We start from the raw sequence: 18,272 nt of genomic DNA, 5'->3' as shown, positions 1-18,272 counted from the left end.
GTCTGCGCAGCGGTTTGTGGCCTGTCCATACAGCGTTGCTGGTGGGCGGATGTACCGCACTGGGGATGTGGTGCGGTGGAACGTGGCTGGTGAGCTGGAGTTCGTCGGGCGCGTTGATGACCAGGTGAAGGTCCGGGGTTTCCGGATCGAGACCGGTGAGGTCGAGGCGGTGCTGGCGGCGTGCGAGCGGCTGGCGCAGGCGGCGGTCGTGGTGCGTGAGGACACCCCGGGCGACAAGCGCCTGGTGGCCTACGTGGTCCCCGCTGAGGGCGTGAATACCGAAGAGCTGACGGAGCCGGTCCGGGAGTTCGCCGCTGAGCGGCTGCCGGGATACATGGTGCCGTCCGCGGTCGTGGTCCTGGACGTGCTGCCGCTGACCGTCAACGGCAAGCTGGACCGCAAGGCGCTCCCCGCCCCCGAGTACGGGACGGGTTCGGGTCGTGGGCCGTCGACGGTGCGCGAGGAGATCTTGTGTGCCGCGTTCGCCGAGGTCCTGGGCGTGGAGAGCGTCGGTGTCGATGACAGCTTCTTCGCGCTGGGTGGTCACTCGCTGCTGGCGATCCGGCTGGCGGAGATCCTGCGCACCCGTGGCGTTTCGGTGTCGGTGCGGGCGCTGTTCCAGACTCCGACCGTGGCGGGTCTTGCGGCTGCGTCGGGCGCGGAGAGTGTCGTCGTTCCGCCCAACGCCATCCCGGCGGACGCGCAGGTGATCACGCCGGAGATGCTGCCGCTGGTCGACCTGACCGCTGAGGAGGTCGAGCGGGTCGTCGCCACCGTCGAGGGCGGTGCGGCCAATGTGGCGGACGTCTACCCGCTGGCTCCGTTGCAGGAGGGCCTGCTCTTCCACCACCTGCTCGCCGATGGCGGCGAGGACACGTATGTCCTGCCCACGGTGCTGGAGTTCGACAGCCGTGCGCGCCTTGATGCGTTCACCGATGTGCTGCAGCAGGTCATGGACCGGCACGACATCCTGCGCACCGCCATCGTGTGGGAGGGCCTGCGTGAGCCGGTGCAGGTGGTGTGGCGGCACGCCCGACTCCCCTTCACAGAGATCGAACTCGATCCGCGGGGTGGCGAGCCGGTGGGGCAGCTTTTGGCTGCCGGTGGTCTGTCGATGGATCTGGGTCGGGCGCCGCTGCTCGGGCTGCACGCGGCACAGGTTGCCGAGAGTCGCTGGCTGCTGCTGATCCGCGTGCATCACATGATCCAGGACCACACGGGTCTGGAGCTTCTGCTCGGTGAGGTGGAGGCGCTGCTCGCCGGTCGTGGTGCGGAGCTGGCCGAGCCGTTGGCGTTCCGTGACTTCGTGGCGCAGGCGCGCGGCGGAATGGAACGCGCCGAGCACGAGCGGTACTTCGCCGAGCTCCTTGGCGATGTGGACGAGCCGACCGCGCCGTACGGCATGGTCGACGTGCACGGCGACGGCATGGACGCGGTCGAAGTGCGGCAGGACCTCGCTCCGGGCCTCGAGGCGCGGGTGCGTGAGGTGGCGCGGCGGCTCGGTGCGAGCCCGGCGACCGTGCTGCATGTGGCGTGGGCGCGTGTCCTCGCCGCGGTCAGCGGACGTGACGATGTCGTGTTCGGCACTGTGCTGTTCGGGCGTATGACGGCCGGCGCGGGGGCGGACCGGGTGCCCGGTCCGTTCATGAACACGCTGCCGGTGCGGCTGCGGGTGGACGAGACCACCGTGGTCGCGGCGATCTCGGCGATGCGCGGTCAGCTCGCGGGTCTTCTCGAGCACGAGCACGCGCCGCTGGCGCTGGCGCAGCAGGCCAGTGGGGTTGCGGCGGATGCTCCGCTGTTCACCTCCATGCTCAACTATCGCCACAGCACCGGTTCCAGCCAGGACGTGGCTGACATTGGCGAAGGCATCGAGTTGGTGTTCTCGCGCGAGCGCACCAACTACCCGTTGAGCGTTGTCGTCGATGACAGCGGCGATGGTCTCGGGCTGACCGTGGACGCGGTCGCTCCGATCGACGCGGGTGCTGTGACGGCGATGGTGGGCACGGCCACGGAGAGCCTGGTGGCCGTGTTGGAACGGGCCTTGGAGGGTGGTCCGGATCTGCCGTTGAGCGCGGTGGAGGTGCTGGGTGAGGTTGAGCGTCGGCGGGTGCTGACGGAGTGGAACGACACGGCGGTTGAAATGCCGGTGTCTTCGAAGACGCTCTCGCAGTTGTTTGAGGCGCAGGTGGCTCGCACTCCGGATGCGGTTGCGGTCGTATTCGAGGGTGCTGAGGTTTCGTACGCCCGACTCGACGCCCGGGCCAATCAGTTGGCGCGTCACCTGCTCGGTCAGGGTGTGGGCCTGGAGTCCGTGGTGGGCGTGCGTTTGGAGCGCGGCATCGACCTGGTCGTGGCGCTCCTTGGCGTCCTGAAGGCGGGTGCTGCGTATCTGCCGGTGGATCCTGACCTGCCTGCTGAGCGGGTGGAGTTCATGCTCGCGGATGCGGGTGCTTCGGTGGTGGTGTCGGCGGAGATGTTCCAGGCGGTGGCCGGTATTGCCTCGGGTCCGTTGTCGGAGTTGGAGCGGGGTGTGCTGCGTGGGGATCACGCGGCGTATGTGTTGTTCACCTCGGGGTCGACGGGCCGCCCGAAGGGTGTGGTGGTTTCGCATGCGGGCATCGTGAACCGGCTGGCGTGGATGCAGTCCCGCTTCGGTCTGGTGCCGGGTGAGCGGGTGTTGCAGAAGACGCCGTTCGGGTTTGACGTGTCGGTGTGGGAGTTCTTCTGGCCGCTGCTTGAGGGTGGCGTGTTGGTGGTGGCCCGTCCGGGCGGCCACCGCGACCCGGCCTATGTCGCCGAGGTGATCGAGAAGCAGCGGGTGTCGACGGTGCACTTCGTGCCCTCGATGTTGGAAGCCTTCCTCAGTGACCCTGCCGCCGCTGGCGCCGGCGAGCAGCTGCGGCGCGTGGTCTGCTCCGGCGAGGCCTTGACAGCGAGCGTGCAGAACCGCTTCTTTGAGGTCCTGGGCGCCGGGGTCGAGCTGCACAACCTGTACGGGCCCACGGAGGCGTCGGTCGACGTGACTGCCTGGCAGTGCGCTGCGGGTGAGCCGGTCGTGCCGATCGGTGGTCCGGTGGCCAACACCCGCCTGTACGTTCTGGACGCGGCGCTGCAGCCGGTGCCGGTGGGGGTGGGCGGCGAACTGTATATTGCGGGCGTCCAGTTGGCGCGCGGCTACGCGTCCCGCGCTGGCCTGACCGCGGAGCGGTTTGTGGCCAGCCTGTATGGCGGGCCGGGTGAGCGCCTGTATCGCACCGGTGACCTGGCCCGCTGGAACAGTGACGGTCAGCTGGAGTATCTCGGTCGCGCTGACGAGCAGGTCAAGATCCGTGGGTTCCGTATCGAGCCGGGTGAGGTGCAGGCCGTGGTGGCCGCGCATCCGCAGGTGGCCCAGGCCGCGGTGATCGCCCGCGAGGACTTCCCCGGTGACAAGCGTCTGGTCGCGTACGTGGCGCCGGATCAGGGCGAGGGGCGTGAACTGTCGGAATCCGTCCGGGAGTTCGCTGCCGCGCGACTGCCGGAGTACATGGTGCCGTCCGCGGTCGTGGTCCTGGACGTGCTGCCGTTGACGGTCAACGGCAAGCTGGACCGCAAGGCGCTGCCCGCCCCCGAGTACACCACCGGTTCGGGCCGCGGCCCCTCCTCCGTTCGTGAGGAGATCCTGTGCGCCGCGTTCGCCGAGGTCCTGGGCCTGGACAGCGTCGGCGTCGATGACAGCTTCTTCGCGCTGGGTGGTCACTCGCTGCTGGCGATCCGGCTGGTGGAGATCCTGCGCACCCGAGGTGAGTCCATCTCGGTGCGGGCGCTGTTTGATTCGCCGACCGTGGCCGGTCTTGCGGCTGCGTCGGGTGTGGAGGGTGTCGTTGTTCCGCCCAACGCCATCCCGGCGGACGCGCAGGTGATCACGCCGGAGATGCTGCCGCTGGTGGAGCTGACCGCGGAGGAGGTCGAGTGTGTCGTCGCCTCCGTCGACGGTGGCGCGGCGAACGTCGCTGACATCTACCCGCTGGCTCCCCTCCAGGAGGGCTTGCTCTTCCACCACCTCCTCGCTGATGGTGGCGAGGACGCCTACGTCACGCCCACGGTGCTGGAGTTCGACAGCCGTGCGCGCCTTGACGCGTTCACCGATGCGCTGCAGCAGGCCGTGGACCGGCACGACATTCTGCGGACGGCCATCGTGTGGGAGGGGCTGCGTGAGCCGGTGCAGGTGGTGTGGCGGCGCGCCCGGCTTCCCTTCGTGGAGGTTGAGCTTGACCGGCAGGGTGGCGAGCCGGTGGGGCAGCTTTTGGCTGCCGGTGGTCTGTCGATGGATCTGGGTCGGGCGCCGCTGCTCGGGCTGCACGCGGCACAGGTTGCCGAGAGTCGCTGGCTGCTGCTGATCCGCGTGCATCACATGATCCAGGACCACACGGGTCTGGAGCTTCTGCTCGGTGAGGTGGAGGCGCTGCTCGCCGGTCGTGGTGCGGAGCTGCCTGAGCCGTTGGCGTTCCGGGACTTCGTGGCGCAGGCGCGCGGCGGAATGGAACGCGCCGAGCACGAGCGGTACTTCGCCGAGCTCCTTGGCGATGTGGACGAGCCGACCGCGCCATACGGCATGGTCGATGTACATGGTGTGGGCGCGGATGTGTCGCGTACGGTGGCCGACTTGGGGTCGGACCTCTCCGGGCGGCTGCGCGATGTGGCGCAGCGACTCGGTGCGAGCCCGGCCACGGTGATGCATGTGGCGTGGGCGCGTGTCCTCGCCGCGGTCAGCGGCCGTGACGACGTGGTCTTCGGCACCGTCCTGTTCGGGCGCATGAACGCCGGTGCCGGCTCGGACCGGGTCGCCGGTCCGTTCATCAACACGCTGCCGGTGCGGACACGCCTGGACGACGGTGCGGGTGTCCTCGCTGCGCTGCGGGGGATGCGGGGTCAGCTCGCGGGTCTTCTCGAGCACGAGCACGCGCCGCTGGCGCTGGCGCAGCAGGCCAGTGGGGTTGCGGCGGATGCTCCGCTGTTCACCTCCATGCTCAACTATCGCCACAGCGCTGGCTCTGGCCAGGGTGTGGCCGACGTCGGCGACGGTATCCAGGTGGTGTTCTCGCGCGAGCGCACCAACTACCCGTTGACTGTTGTCGTCGATGACGACGGTGACGTCCTTGGGCTGACGGTTGATGCGGTCGCTCCGATCGACGCGGGTGCTGTGGCGGCGATGGTGGGCACGGCCACGGAGAGCCTGGTGGCTGTGTTGGAACGGGCCTTGGAGGGTGGTCCGGATCTGCCGTTGAGCGCGGTGGAGGTGCTGGGTGAGGTTGAGCGTCGGCGGGTGCTGACGGGGTGGAATGACACGGCGGTTGAAATGCCGGTGTCTTCGAAGACGCTCTCGCAGTTGTTTGAGGCGCAGGTGGCTCGTACTCCGGATGCGGTTGCGGTCGTATTCGAGGGTGCTGAGGTTTCGTACGCCGAGCTGGACGCTCGAGCCAATCAGTTGGCGCGATATCTCCTCGGTCAGGGTGTGGGCCTTGAGTCTGTGGTGGGCGTGTGTCTGGAGCGTGGCGTCGACCTTGTCGTGGCGCTCCTTGGTGTGCTGAAGGCGGGGGCTGCCTACCTGCCGGTGGATCCGGAACTTCCCGCTGAGCGTGTGGGGTTCATGCTTGCGGATGCTGGTGCTGCGGTTGTGGTGTCGGCGGAGACGTTCTCAGCGTTGGCGGGTGTTGACGCGTCTGCGTTGTCGGACGCGGAGCGTGGCGGCCCGCTGTTGGCGGCGCATGCGGCGTATGTGTTGTTCACCTCGGGGTCGACGGGTCGGCCTAAGGGCGTCGTCGTCTCGCATGCGGGCATTGTGAACCGTTTGGTGTGGATGCAGTCCCGGTTTGGTCTGGTGCCGGGTGAGCGGGTGTTGCAGAAGACGCCGTTCGGGTTTGACGTGTCGGTGTGGGAGTTCTTCTGGCCGCTGCTCGAGGGTGGGGTGCTGGTGGTGGCCCGTCCGGGCGGCCACCGCGACCCGGCCTATGTCGCCGAGGTGATCGAGACGCAGCGGGTGTCGACGGTGCATTTTGTGCCCTCGATGCTGGAGGCGTTCCTGAGCGATTCCGGTGCCGCTGGGGCCAGTGGTCACCTGCGGCGTGTGGTCTGCTCGGGTGAGGCGCTGGCGCCAGGCGTACAGGACCGTTTCTTCGAGGTCCTTGGCCGGCAGGTGGAGTTGCACAATTTGTATGGGCCGACGGAGGCGTCGGTGGACGTCACGGCTTGGCAGTGTGCTCCGGGTGAGCCGGTCGTGCCCATTGGTGGTCCGGTTGCGAATACCTGTCTGTATGTGCTGGACGCTGCGCTGCAACCGCTACCGGTGGGTGTGGGTGGGGAGCTGTATATCGCTGGTGTGCAGTTGGCTCGTGGTTATGCGTCTCGTGCGGGCTTGACGGCGGAGCGGTTTGTGGCCAGCCCGTATGGCGGGGCGGGTGATCGCCTTTATCGCACGGGTGACCTGGCCCGCTGGAACAGTGACGGCCAGCTGGAGTATCTGGGCCGTGCGGACGAGCAGGTCAAGATTCGTGGGTTCCGTATCGAGCCGGGTGAGGTGCAGGCCGTGGTGGCCGCGCACCCGCAGGTGGCCCAGGCCGCGGTGATCGCCCGCGAGGACATCCCCGGTGACAAGCGCCTGGTCGCCTACATCGTTCCGGCCGACGACGCGGACCGCGACGAACTGGCTCAGAAGTTCAGCCAGTTCCTGGTCGGCCGGCTGCCGGAGTACATGGTGCCCTCAGCCGTCGTCGTCCTTGACGTGCTGCCGCTGACGGTCAACGGCAAGCTGGACCGCAAGGCGCTGCCCGCGCCCGAGTACACCACCGGTTCGGGCCGCGGCCCCTCCTCCGTTCGTGAGGAGATCCTGTGCGCGGCGTTCGCCGAGGTCCTGGGCCTGGACAGCGTCGGTGTCGATGACAGCTTCTTCGCCCTCGGCGGCCACTCCCTCCTCGCCATCCGGCTGGTGGAGATCCTGCGCACCCGAGGCGTGACCGTCTCAGTGCCGACGCTGTTCGACTCGCCGACCGTGGCCGGTCTTGCGGCTGCGTCCGGTACGGAGAGCGTCGTCGTTCCCCCCAACGCCATCCCGTCGGACGCGCAGGCGATCACGCCCGAGATGCTCCCGCTGGTCGACCTGACCACCGACGAGATCGAGCGGATCGTCGCCACCGTCGAGGGCGGCGCGGCCAATGTCGCCGACATCTACCCGCTCGCCCCCTTCCAGGAGGGCCTGCTCTTCCACCACCTCCTGGCCGAAGGCGGCGAGGACACGTACGTCACGCCCACGGTCCTGGAGTTCGACTCCCGCGGACGGCTCGACACCTATGTCGACGCCCTCCAGCAGGTCGTGGACCGGCACGACGTTCTGCGCACCGCAGTCCTGTGGGAAGGCCGACTGCGCGAACCGGTGCAGGTCGTGTGGCGCCATGCCCAACTCTCTGTCGAGGAAGTCGAACTCGACCTCCAGGACACGGGCACGGACCCGGTGCAGAAGCTGCTGACGACAGTGGGTCTGTCGATGGACCTGGGCCGGGCGCCGCTTCTCGGGCTGCACGCGGCGCCTGTCGTGGACGGCCGTTGGCTGCTGCTGATCCGCGTGCACCACATGATCCAGGACCACACGGCGCTGGAGGTGGTACTCGGCGAGGTCGAGGCGCTTCTCGCCGGGCGGGGTGCCGAGCTGCCCCAGCCGCTGCCGTTCCGGGACTTCGTGGCGCAGGCGCGTGCCGGTATCGAGAGCGGGAAGCACGAGGGCTACTTCGCCGACCTGCTGGGCGATGTCGACGAGCCGACCGCACCGTACGGCTTGGTCGACGCGTACGGCGACGGCATGGACTCGATGCAGGTGCGGCGGCACTTCGCGCCGGACTTCGAGGCGCGGCTGCGTGACGTGGCGCGGCGGCTCGGTGCGAGCCCGGCCACGGTGATGCATGTGGCGTGGGCGCGTGTCCTCGCCGCGGTCAGCGGCCGTGACGACGTGGTCTTCGGCACCGTCCTGTTCGGGCGCATGAACGCCGGTGCCGGTGCGGACCGGGTGCCCGGTCCCTTCATGAACACGCTGCCGGTGCGCGCGCGCCTGGACGACAGCACGAGTGTCGTCGAGGCGGTGCAGGGGATGCGCGGTCAGCTGGCCGCGCTCCTCGAGCACGAGCACGCGCCGCTCACCCTGGCGCAGCAGGCCAGCGCGGTGTCCGGCGACGGACCCCTGTTCACCTCGATCCTCAACTACCGCCACAACGTCAGCTACAGCCACGACACGGTCGACATCGGCGACGGCATCGAGATGGTGTTCGTCCGCGAGCGGAGCAACTACCCGCTGGGCGCCGTCTTCGACGACGACGGTGACGGCCTCGGTCTGATGGTGGACGCGGCCGCTCCGGTCGACGCGGACGCCGTGGCGACGCTGCTGTGCACGGTCATCGAGAACCTGGTGGCGGCGCTGGAACAGGCCGTCGACGGCGGCACCGACGTCGCGTTGAGCGACATCCGCGTACTCGACGAGGGGCAGCGCCACCAGGTGCTCACCGAGTGGAACGACACCGCGGCCGAGGTGCCGACGGGGACGGTTCCGCAGCTGTTCGAGGCGCGGGCGGCCCGCACCCCGGACGCCGTCGCCGTCGTCGCCGACGGCTCGGACGTCTCGTACGCGGAGCTGGATGCCCGGGCCAACCGCCTGGCGCGCCACCTCGTCGCGCTGGGCGTCGGCCCGGAAGCCGTGGTCGCCGTGGCGCTGGAGCGCGGCACGGACCTGATGGTGTCGCTGCTCGCGGTCCTCAAGGCCGGTGGCGCCTATATGCCGATCGACCCCGAGTACCCGGCCGACCGCATCGCGTACATGTGCGCCGACGCGGCACCGGTGGCGGTGCTCGCCACGCGGGCCACCGCCACCGTCCTGCCCGTGGACGCGGACACCACGGTGGTGCTGCTCGACGCGCCCGAGGTGGCCGGGGCCCTGGAGGCCCTGCCGTCCGGTGCGCTCGACGACGCCGAACGGCGGGCACCGCTGCGGACCGCACACCCCGCGTACGTGATCTACACGTCCGGTTCCACGGGCCGCCCCAAGGGCGTCCTGGTCTCCCACGCGGGCGTGGCCAGCCTCGTGGCCGGTCACATCCGGTACCTCGGCGTGGGCTCGGGGCACCGAGTCGGGCAGTTCGCTTCGGCCAGCTTCGACACCTTCGGCTGGGAGTGGTTCATGGCGCTCCTGTCCGGGGCCGCCCTGGTGGTGGTCCCGCAGGAGCGGCGCCTCGGCACGGCGCTGCCCGAGTTCCTCACCGCACAGGGCGTGACGCACGTGACGCTGCCGCCCGCCGTCCTGGCCACCCTGGACGAGACGTCGATCGGTACGGACACCGTGCTCGCCGTGGCGGGAGAGGCCTGCCCGCCGGACGTGATGGCGCGCTGGGCGCGGGGCCGTGCGATGTTCAACTCCTATGGCCCGACCGAGACCACGGTCGACGCCACCCTGTGGCGCTGCGACCCCGCCGGCGAGGTCGCCATCGGATCGCCGGTGGTCAACACCCAGGTGTATGTGCTCGACGAGCACCTGAACCCCACCCCGCCCGGTGTGGACGGCGAGATGTACGTGTCCGGTGCCGGACTGGCCCGCGGCTACCTCGGGCGCGCCGCGTTGACCGCGGAACGCTTCGTGGCGAACCCGTTCGGCCCGGCCGGATCCCGCGTCTACCGCACCGGTGACCGGGCCCGCTGGACCCCAGAAGGCCAGCTGGTCTTCGCGGGCCGCTCCGACGACCAGGTGAAGATCCGGGGCTTCCGGATCGAACTCGGCGAGATCGAGAGCGTGCTCACCGGGCACGCCTCGGTGACCCAGTCCGCGGTGATCGTCCGTGAGGACACCCCGGGCGACAAGCGCCTGGTGGCGTACGTCGTGCCCGCCGACGGCGTGGCGACGGCCCAGCTGCCGGCGGCGCTCAGCGGCCTCGCGGCCGAGCACCTGCCCGAGTACATGGTTCCCGCGGCGGTCGTCGTCCTCGACGAGCTGCCACTGACGGTCAACAAGAAGCTGGATCGCAGGGCCCTGCCCGCCCCGGAGCTCGCAGCCGCGACGACGGCCGGCCGCGCCCCGGCCAACCCGCGCGAGGAAATCCTCTGCGCCGTCTTCGCGAAGGTTCTCGGCGTGGAGAGCGTCGGCGTCGACGACGACTTCTTCGCCCTCGGCGGCCACTCCCTGCTCGCGGTGCGCCTGGCCAGCCGGGTGCGCTCGGTGCTCGGCGTCGACCTGGAGATCCGGGAGCTGTTCGACGCGCCCACCGCGGCCGGGCTCGCCGCCCGCCTCGCAGGAGGGAGCACCACCCGGGCCGCCCTGACGGCACAGGAGCGCCCCGAGCGCCTGCCGCTGTCGTACGCCCAGCGCCGCCTGTGGTTCATCGGCCAGCTGGACGGCCCGAGCCCCACCTACAACATCCCGGTGGCGCTGCGCCTGACGGGCCACGTGGACAGGGAGGCACTGAACGCGGCGCTGCGCGACGTCATCGCCCGCCACGAGGTGCTGCGCACGGTGATGGCCACCGCCGACGGCGACGAGCCGTACCAGCACGTCCTGGACGTGGCGGACCTGGACTGGCGGCTGCAGGTCGCCGACGCCGCCCCGGCGGACGTCGACGCCGCGGTGGCCGAGACGGTGCGGTACACGTTCGACATCTCCGCCGAACTGCCCATCCACGCCCGGCTGTTCGCCGTGGCACCGGAGGAACACGTCCTGGTCGTGGTGGTGCACCACATCGCCGGTGATGGCTGGTCGATGGGCCCGCTGGCACGCGACCTGTCGGTGGCGTACGAGGCGCGCTGCGCGGGCCGCGCTCCCTGGTGGGAGCCGCTGCCGGTGCAGTACGCGGACTACGCGCTGTGGCAGCGGGCGCTGCTCGGCGACGAGAACGACCCGGAGAGCGTGCTCTCGCAGCAGGTCGCCCACTGGCGCGAGGCCCTGGCCGGTGCGCCGGAGGAGCTGGAGCTCCCCTACGACCGGCCCCGCCCGGCCGTGGCCGGCGGCTTGGGCCACCAACTGCCGTTGGAAATCCCGGCGGAGGTGCACGCCCGCCTCGTGGAGGTGGCGCGGGCCGAGGGCGTGACGGTGTTCATGGTGCTCCAGGCGTCCTTCGCCGTGCTCCTCTCCCGCCTCGGTGCGGGCACCGACATCCCCATGGGCCTGGCGAATGCGGGTCGTACCGACGAAGCCGTCGACGACCTGGTCGGCTTTTTCGTGAACACGCTGGTGCTGCGCGCGGACCTGTCGGGCGACCCGACGTTCCGCAAGCTCCTGTCCCGCGTGCGAGAGGCGGGCCTGTCCGGCCTCGCGCACCAGGACGTGCCGTTCGAGCGCCTGGTGGAGGAGCTGGCGCCGACGCGTTCTCTGTCCCGGCACCCGCTGTTCCAGGTGATGCTCACCCTGCAGAACAACGCCGAAGCCGTCATGACCTTGCCCGGCGTACGCGCCGAAGGGATGCCCGCGGACACCGCGGTGGCCAAGTTCGACCTGGACGTCAGCGTGGCCGAGACCTTCGACGCCGACCGCGCACCAGCCGGACTCAACGGCCTCCTCACGGTCGCCGCGGATCTCTTCGACCGGGTCTCGGGTGAACGGCTCGTGGAGCGCTGGGTCCGCGTCCTGGACACGCTCACCACCAACCCGCGGACGCGGCTGAGCGCGGTGGACGTGCTGGGCGAGGCCGAGCGGCATCAGGTGCTTGCCGCGTGGAATGACACGGCCGCCGAGGTGTCGTCGACCTTGGTGCCTGAGCTGTTTGCGGCGCAGGTGGTGCGGACGCCGGATGCGGTGGCAGTGGTCGCTGATGGTGTCGAGGTGTCGTATGGCGACCTTGACGCGCGTGCCTGCCAGTTGGCTCATCATCTGGTGGGTCTGGGCGTGGGTGCCGAGTCGGTTGTGGGTCTGTGTCTGCCGCGTGGTGTGGACATGGTGGTGGGCATCCTCGCGGTGTGGAAGGCGGGGGGTGCTTATGTGCCGTTGGATCCGGAGTATCCGGTGGACCGGCTGGAGTTCATGCTCCGCGACAGTGGTGCTCAGGTCGTGGTCGGCCATGGCGCCACGGTTGCGGGGCTGACGGGTTCGCTGCCGCTGGTGTGCCTGGATGATCCGCGGATGGTCGGGGAGCTGGCCGGACTGCCTGTCACGTCGCCGATTGTGACTGTGGCGCCTGATGGTCTGGCGTATGTGATCTACACCTCTGGTTCCACGGGTCGTCCCAAGGGCGTCGCGGTCCGGCATGGCGGTGTGGCGAATCTGGTGTCGGTGTTCGGTCCGTTGATGGAGGTCGGGCCGGGTGTGGGTGTGTTGCAGTTCGCCTCGTTCAGCTTCGACGCCTCTGTTCTGGATGTGGCCGTCACGTTGAGCCAGGGTGGCTCCCTGGTGGTGGCGGGTGCTGCGGAGCGTGCCGAGCCGCGGTTGCTGCGGGATCTGGTGGCTTCGGCTGGGGTGCGTTCGGCGAGTGTGGTGCCGTCGCTGCTGGGTGTGTTGGAGCCGGAGGATCTGGCGGGTGTGGGTTCGCTGGTGATCGGTGCGGAGGCCGTGGAGCCGGGTCTTGCGGCTGCGTGGGCCAAGGGTCGACGCCTGGTCAATACGTACGGGCCGACCGAGGCCACGGTCATCGTGGCCACCGGTGTGGTGGATCCGGAGCATGAGGGGACGGTGCCCTTTGGGTCTCCGATGGCGAACACCCGGATGTACGTCCTGGACGGCGGCCTCGAGCCTGTGGCGCCGGGTGTGGTTGGCGAGCTGTATGTGGCGGGTGCGGGTCTGGCGCGTGGTTATCACGGTCGGCCGGACCTGAGCGCGGAGCGGTTCGTGGCCTGTCCGTATGGCGGGTCGGGTGAGCGGATGTACCGCACCGGGGACCTGGCGCGGTGGACTGTCGACGGCCGGTTGGTGTTCGCCGGGCGTGCTGATGAGCAGGTCAAGGTGCGCGGGTTCCGTATCGAGCTGGGTGAGGTGCAGGCGGCGGTGGCCGCGCACCCGCAGGTCGCTCAGGCCGCGGTGATCGCCCGCGAGGATGCTCCGGGCGACAAGCGTCTTGTCGCGTACGTCGTGCCTGGCGAGGGCGCGGACAACGACGGACTGCCGGTTTCGGTCCGTGAGGTGGTGGCCTCGCGGCTGCCCGCGCACATGGTGCCCGCCGCGCTCGTGGTCCTGGACGCGCTGCCGTTGACGGTCAACGGCAAGCTCGACCGCAAGGCCCTGCCCGCCCCCGACCACGCATCCGGGAAGGCGGCGGGAAGCCGCAAGCCGTCGACGCCACAGGAAGAGCTCCTGTGCAACGTCTTCGCCGACGTCCTGGGATTGCCCGAGGTGGGAGTCGACGACGACTTCTTCGTCCTCGGCGGTCACTCGCTCCTGGGCGTACGGCTCGTCAGCGAGATCAGGGCCGTCCTCGGTGTCGAGGTGGAGATCCGGACCCTGTTCGACTCGCCCACCGTGGCAGGTCTCGCACAACAGCTTGGAAAGAAGAAGTCAGCACGGCCGGCGTTGCGGCCCATGCGTAACCAGGGGGAGTCCTGATGTTTCCGTTGTCATTCGCGCAGCGCCGTCTGTGGTTCATCGAGCAGCTTGAGGGCCCCAGCCCCACTTACAACATCCCGATGGCCCTGCGGCTTTCCGGCAACGTCGACGCCGGGGCGCTGGATGCAGCGCTGCGAGACGTGATCGGCCGTCACGAAGTGCTGCGTACGGTCTTCGGGCTGTCCGAAGGCGAGCCGTACCAGCGGGCGTTGAAGCTCGAGGACGTCGCGTGGCAGCTCCAGACCGTCGACGTGTCCAACGCCGACGAGCCGACCGCCCTCACCGAGGCGGTCGCCGGTGCCGCTTCGCAGCCGTTCGACCTGTCGTCCGAAGTGCCGGTCCGTGCCTGGCTGTTCGTGACCGGGGCCGACGAGCACGTCCTGCTCGTGGTGGTGCACCACATCGCAAGTGACGGCTGGTCGGCCGGGCCGCTCGCCCGCGACCTCGCCGCTGCCTACGGGGCGCGCTGCGCGGGCCGGGCTCCGGAGTGGGAGCCGCTGCCGGTGCAGTACGCCGACTACGCGCTGTGGCAACGCGAACTCCTCGGCGACGAGAACGACCCCGAGAGCGTGCTCTCGCAGCAGGTCGCCTACTGGCGCGAGGCGTTGGACGGTGCGCCGGAAGAGCTGCGGCTCCCCTTCGACCACCCGCGCCCCCCGGTCGGTAGCTACCAGGGGCACCGCGTGCCCTTCGAGGTCCCCGCCGAGGTGCACGCCCGCCTGGCGGAGCTGGCCCGCGCCGAGGGCGTGACGCCGTTCATGGTGCTCCAGGCCGCCCTCGCAGTGCTCCTGTCCCGCCTGGGAGCGGGCACGGACATCCCCATCGGTTCCGCGAACGCCGGACGCACCGACGTGGCCCTCAACGACCTTGTCGGCTTCTTCGTCAACACGCTCGTGCTGCGCACCGACCTGTCCGGCGACCCGACGTTCGCCGACGTACTCGGCCGGGTGCGGGAGACGGGCCTGTCCGCCTTCAGCCACCAGGACGTGCCCTTCGAGCGCCTGGTGGAGGAGCTGGCACCGCCCCGCTCCCTCGCGCTCCACCCGCTGTTCCAGGTGATGCTCACCCTCCAGAACACCGCCCCGGTCTCCCTGGACCTGCCGGGTGTCCGCGTCACCGAGGCGGAGGAGGAGCTCGCGGCCGGAGCTTCGGCCGCCAAGTTCGACCTGGACCTGAGCGTCGAGGAGACCTTCGACGCGCAGGGCGCCCCCGCAGGCCTCCGCGGTGTACTGACCGCCGCGGCCGACCTGTTCGAGTCCGGCACCGCCGAACAGCTCGCGACGCGCTTCGCCCGCGCCCTCGAGGCGGTGGCCGCCGCCCCGGCGACCCGTCTGAGCGCGGTCGACGTCTTGGACGCCGACGAGCGTCGCCGGGTGCTGGTGGAGTGGAATGACACCGCGGTCGAGGTTCCGGCCGGTGCGGTGGCGGCTCGTTTCGAGGAGCAGGTGGCTCGTACGCCGGATGCGGTGGCGATTGTCGCCGATGGTGACGAGGTCTCGTACGCCGAGCTCGACGCCCGCGCCAACCGCCTTGCCCACTTCCTGGTGGACCAGGGTGTGGGAGCGGAGTCGGTGGTGGGTCTGTGCCTGCCGCGTGGTGTGGAGACCATTGCCGCGATCCTCGCGGTGTGGAAGGCCGGTGCGGCCTATCTGCCCATCGACCCGGCACAGCCCGCCGACCGCGTGGCGTTCATGCTGGCCGACAGCGGCGCCGCGACGCTCCTGACCACCCGTGCCCTGATCGAGGGCCCGGCCGCGCAGGCGCCCTCCGCGCACGCCCTCGACGACCCCGAGGTCACCGCCGCGATCGGTACGTGCACGGCCACCGCACCGGAGACGGCCCCGGCGGCGGACGCGCTCGCATACGTCATCTACACGTCCGGCTCGACGGGCACGCCCAAGGGCGTGGCCGTCTCGCACCGTTCGCTGGCCAACTACGTGTCCACGGTGCCCAGCCGAGTGGGCCTCGGCGCTCCGGGGGACAGGTATGCCCTGCTCCAGGCGCAGGCCACCGACCTCGGCAACACCGTCGTCTTCGCGAGCCTCACCACCGGCGGCGAACTGCACGTCCTGAGCGAGGACGCCGCCACCGACCCGGTCGCGGTGACCGCGTACCTGGCCGAGCACGCCATCGACCACGTGAAGGCGGTTCCCTCACACCTGGCGGCCCTGGCCGCCGCCGGAGACGCGGCGGCCGTGCTGCCCGCCAAGTCGCTCGTCCTCGGTGGCGAAGCGGCCTCGCCCGCGTGGGTGCGCCGGCTCCTCGAGGCCGCGGGCGACGACCGTGCCGTGTTCAACCACTACGGTCCGACCGAGACCACGATCGGCGTGACCACGACGCGTCTGACGCCCGAGCGGGTGCCCGGCGCCGTCGTCCCCATCGGCTCGCCGATCCCCAACACCAGCGCGTACGTGCTCGATCAGTGGCTTTCTCCGGTGGCGCCGGGTGTGGTCGGTGAGCTGTATGTGGCGGGTGTGGGTCTTGCGCGTGGCTACGTGGGGCGTCATGGCCTGACCGCGGAGCGGTTCGTGGCGTGTCCGTTTGGTGGGTCGGGTGAGCGGATGTATCGCACGGGTGACCTGGTGCGCTGGAGCGTCGAAGGTCAGCTGGAGTATCTGGGTCGTGCCGATGAGCAGGTGAAGGTCCGTGGTTTCCGTATCGAGCCGGGTGAGGTGCGGGCCGTGGTGGCCGCGCATCCGCTGGTGGCTCAGGCCGCGGTGATCGCGCGCGAGGACGTTCCGGGTGACAAGCGCCTGGTCGCGTACGTCGTTCCGGGCGATGCCCCGCACGGCGATGAACTGGCCCAGGACATACGCCAGTTCGTGGCCGAACAGCTGCCGGAGTACATGGTGCCCTCGGCCGTGGTGGCCATCGAGGCGCTGCCGCTGACGTCGAACGGCAAGCTGGACCGCAAGGCGCTGCCTGCTCCGGAGTACGCGACGGGTGCGGGTCGTGGCCCGTCGACGCTCCGTGAGGAGATCCTGTGCGCCGCGTTCGCCGAGGTGCTCGGCGTGGACAGCGTCGGCGTGGACGACAGCTTCTTCGCGCTGGGCGGTCACTCGCTGCTCGCGATCCGCCTGGTGGAGCTTCTGCGTACGCGTGGTGTGACCGTGTCGGTGCGGGCGCTGTTCCAGACGCCGACCGTGGCGGGCCTTGCGACCGCGTCGGGCGCCGAGAGCGTCGTCGCACCGGCGAACGCCATCCCTGAGGGCGCGCAGGCGATCACGCCGGAGATGCTGCCGCTGGTCGACCTGACCGCTGAGGAGGTCGAGCGGGTCGTCGCGACGGTCGAGGGCGGCGCGGCGAACGTCGCGGACGTGTACCCGCTGGCTCCTCTCCAGGAGGGTCTGCTCTTCCACCACCTGCTCGCCGATGGCGGCGAGGACGCGTATGTGACTCCGGTCGTGGTGGAGTTCGACAGCCGTGAGCGCCTTGACGCATTCACGGAGGCGCTGCAGCGGGTTGTGGACCGGCACGACATCTACCGGACCGGGATCGTGTGGGAGGGCCTGCGCGAGCCGGTGCAGGTGGTCTGGCGCCACGCCGACCTGCCCGTCGAGGACGTCGCACTCGACCCGCAGGGTGCCGAGCCGGTCGAGCAGCTTCTCGCTGCCGGCGGCCTGACGATGGACCTGGACCGGGCCCCGCTGATCCGCATGCACACGGCCGCGGTGTCGGACGGCCGCTGGCTGGCCCTGGTCCGGGCGCACCACATGGTCCGCGACCACATGGGCCTGGAGCTTCTGCTGGGTGAGGTGGAGGCGTTCCTGTCCGGTCGGGGTGGGGAGTTGTCGGAGGCGTTGCCGTTCCGTGACTTCGTGGCGCAGGCGCGTGGCGGGGTGGAGCGGGCCGAGCACGAGCGGTACTTCACCGAGCTGCTCGGTGATGTGGACGAGCCGACGGCTCCGTATGGCCTGGTGGATGTGCGGGGTGTGGGCGCGGATGTCTCGCGTGCCATCGCCGATCTGGGCGCGGAGCTGTCGGGGCGGTTGCGGGTGGCGGCGCGGCGTGCGGGCGCGAGCCCGGCCACGGTGATGCATGTCGCGTGGGCGCGGGTCCTGGGCGCGGTCAGTGGCCGTGACGATGTGGTGTTCGGCACGGTGTTGTTCGGGCGGATGAATGCCGGGGCGGGGGCGGACCGGGTGGCTGGTCCGTTCATCAATACGCTGCCGGTGCGGGTGCGCCTGGAGGATGCGGGCGTTTTGGCGGCGGTGCGGGCGATGGGCGGTCAGCTGGCCGGCCTGCTGGAGCATGAGCATGCGCCGCTGGCGCTGGCGCAGCAGGCCAGTGGGGTGGCGGGGGACACTCCGTTGTTCACGTCGCTGTTCAACTACCGGCACAACAGCGGTGCTGAGGCCAGTGAGAGCACTGGCTCGGCTCTGGAGGGGATCCGGACGGTCTTCTCGCGGGAGCGGACGAACTATCCGCTGTCGGTGTCGGTGGATGACGACGGTGCGGAGCTGTCGCTCGCGGTGGACGCGGTCGCGTCGGTGGACTCGCAGGCGGTCGCCGCGCTGGTGGCCACGGCCACGGGTGATGTGGTGGCGGCACTGGAGGAGGCGCTGGAGGGCGGCTCCGACCGGCCGCTGAACACCGTCGATGTCCTGGGCGAGGCCGAGCGTCGTCGTGTGCTGACTGAGTGGAATGACACGGCGCTTGAGGTGGCTCCGGCTACGGTTGGGGAGCTGTTCGAGGCACAGGTGGCGCGGACTCCGGGTGCGGTGGCAGTCGTCGCCGA

At 70.2% G+C, this 18,272-nt stretch carries 2 protein-coding genes (both cut by a window edge); both read left to right on the top strand.

Features of this window, described 5'->3' with window-relative positions; translation table 11 throughout:
• Nucleotides 1-13,534, top strand: partial view of a non-ribosomal peptide synthase/polyketide synthase gene (locus ACQUSR_RS07320; protein ID WP_431041737.1) — the 3' portion only. The gene continues 8,933 nt to the left of window position 1, outside the view; only the last 13,534 of its 22,467 coding nucleotides appear in the window; its start codon lies beyond the left edge, outside the window; its stop codon occupies nucleotides 13,532-13,534.
• Nucleotides 13,534-18,272 carry the 5' portion of a non-ribosomal peptide synthase/polyketide synthase gene (locus ACQUSR_RS07315; RefSeq protein WP_431041736.1) on the top strand. It continues 17,815 nt past the right edge of the window, so 4,739 of the gene's 22,554 nt are visible here — the first part of the coding sequence; its start codon is at nucleotides 13,534-13,536; the stop codon falls past the right edge of the window. The genes ACQUSR_RS07320 and ACQUSR_RS07315 overlap by 1 nt, the downstream gene beginning before the upstream one ends.

This window comes from Streptomyces sp. P1-3 (assembly GCF_050613155.1).
Lineage (GTDB): Bacteria > Actinomycetota > Actinomycetes > Streptomycetales > Streptomycetaceae > Streptomyces.
The sequence above is the reverse complement of the archived record's forward strand: the minus strand, read 5'-3'. Positions and strand labels throughout refer to the sequence as shown.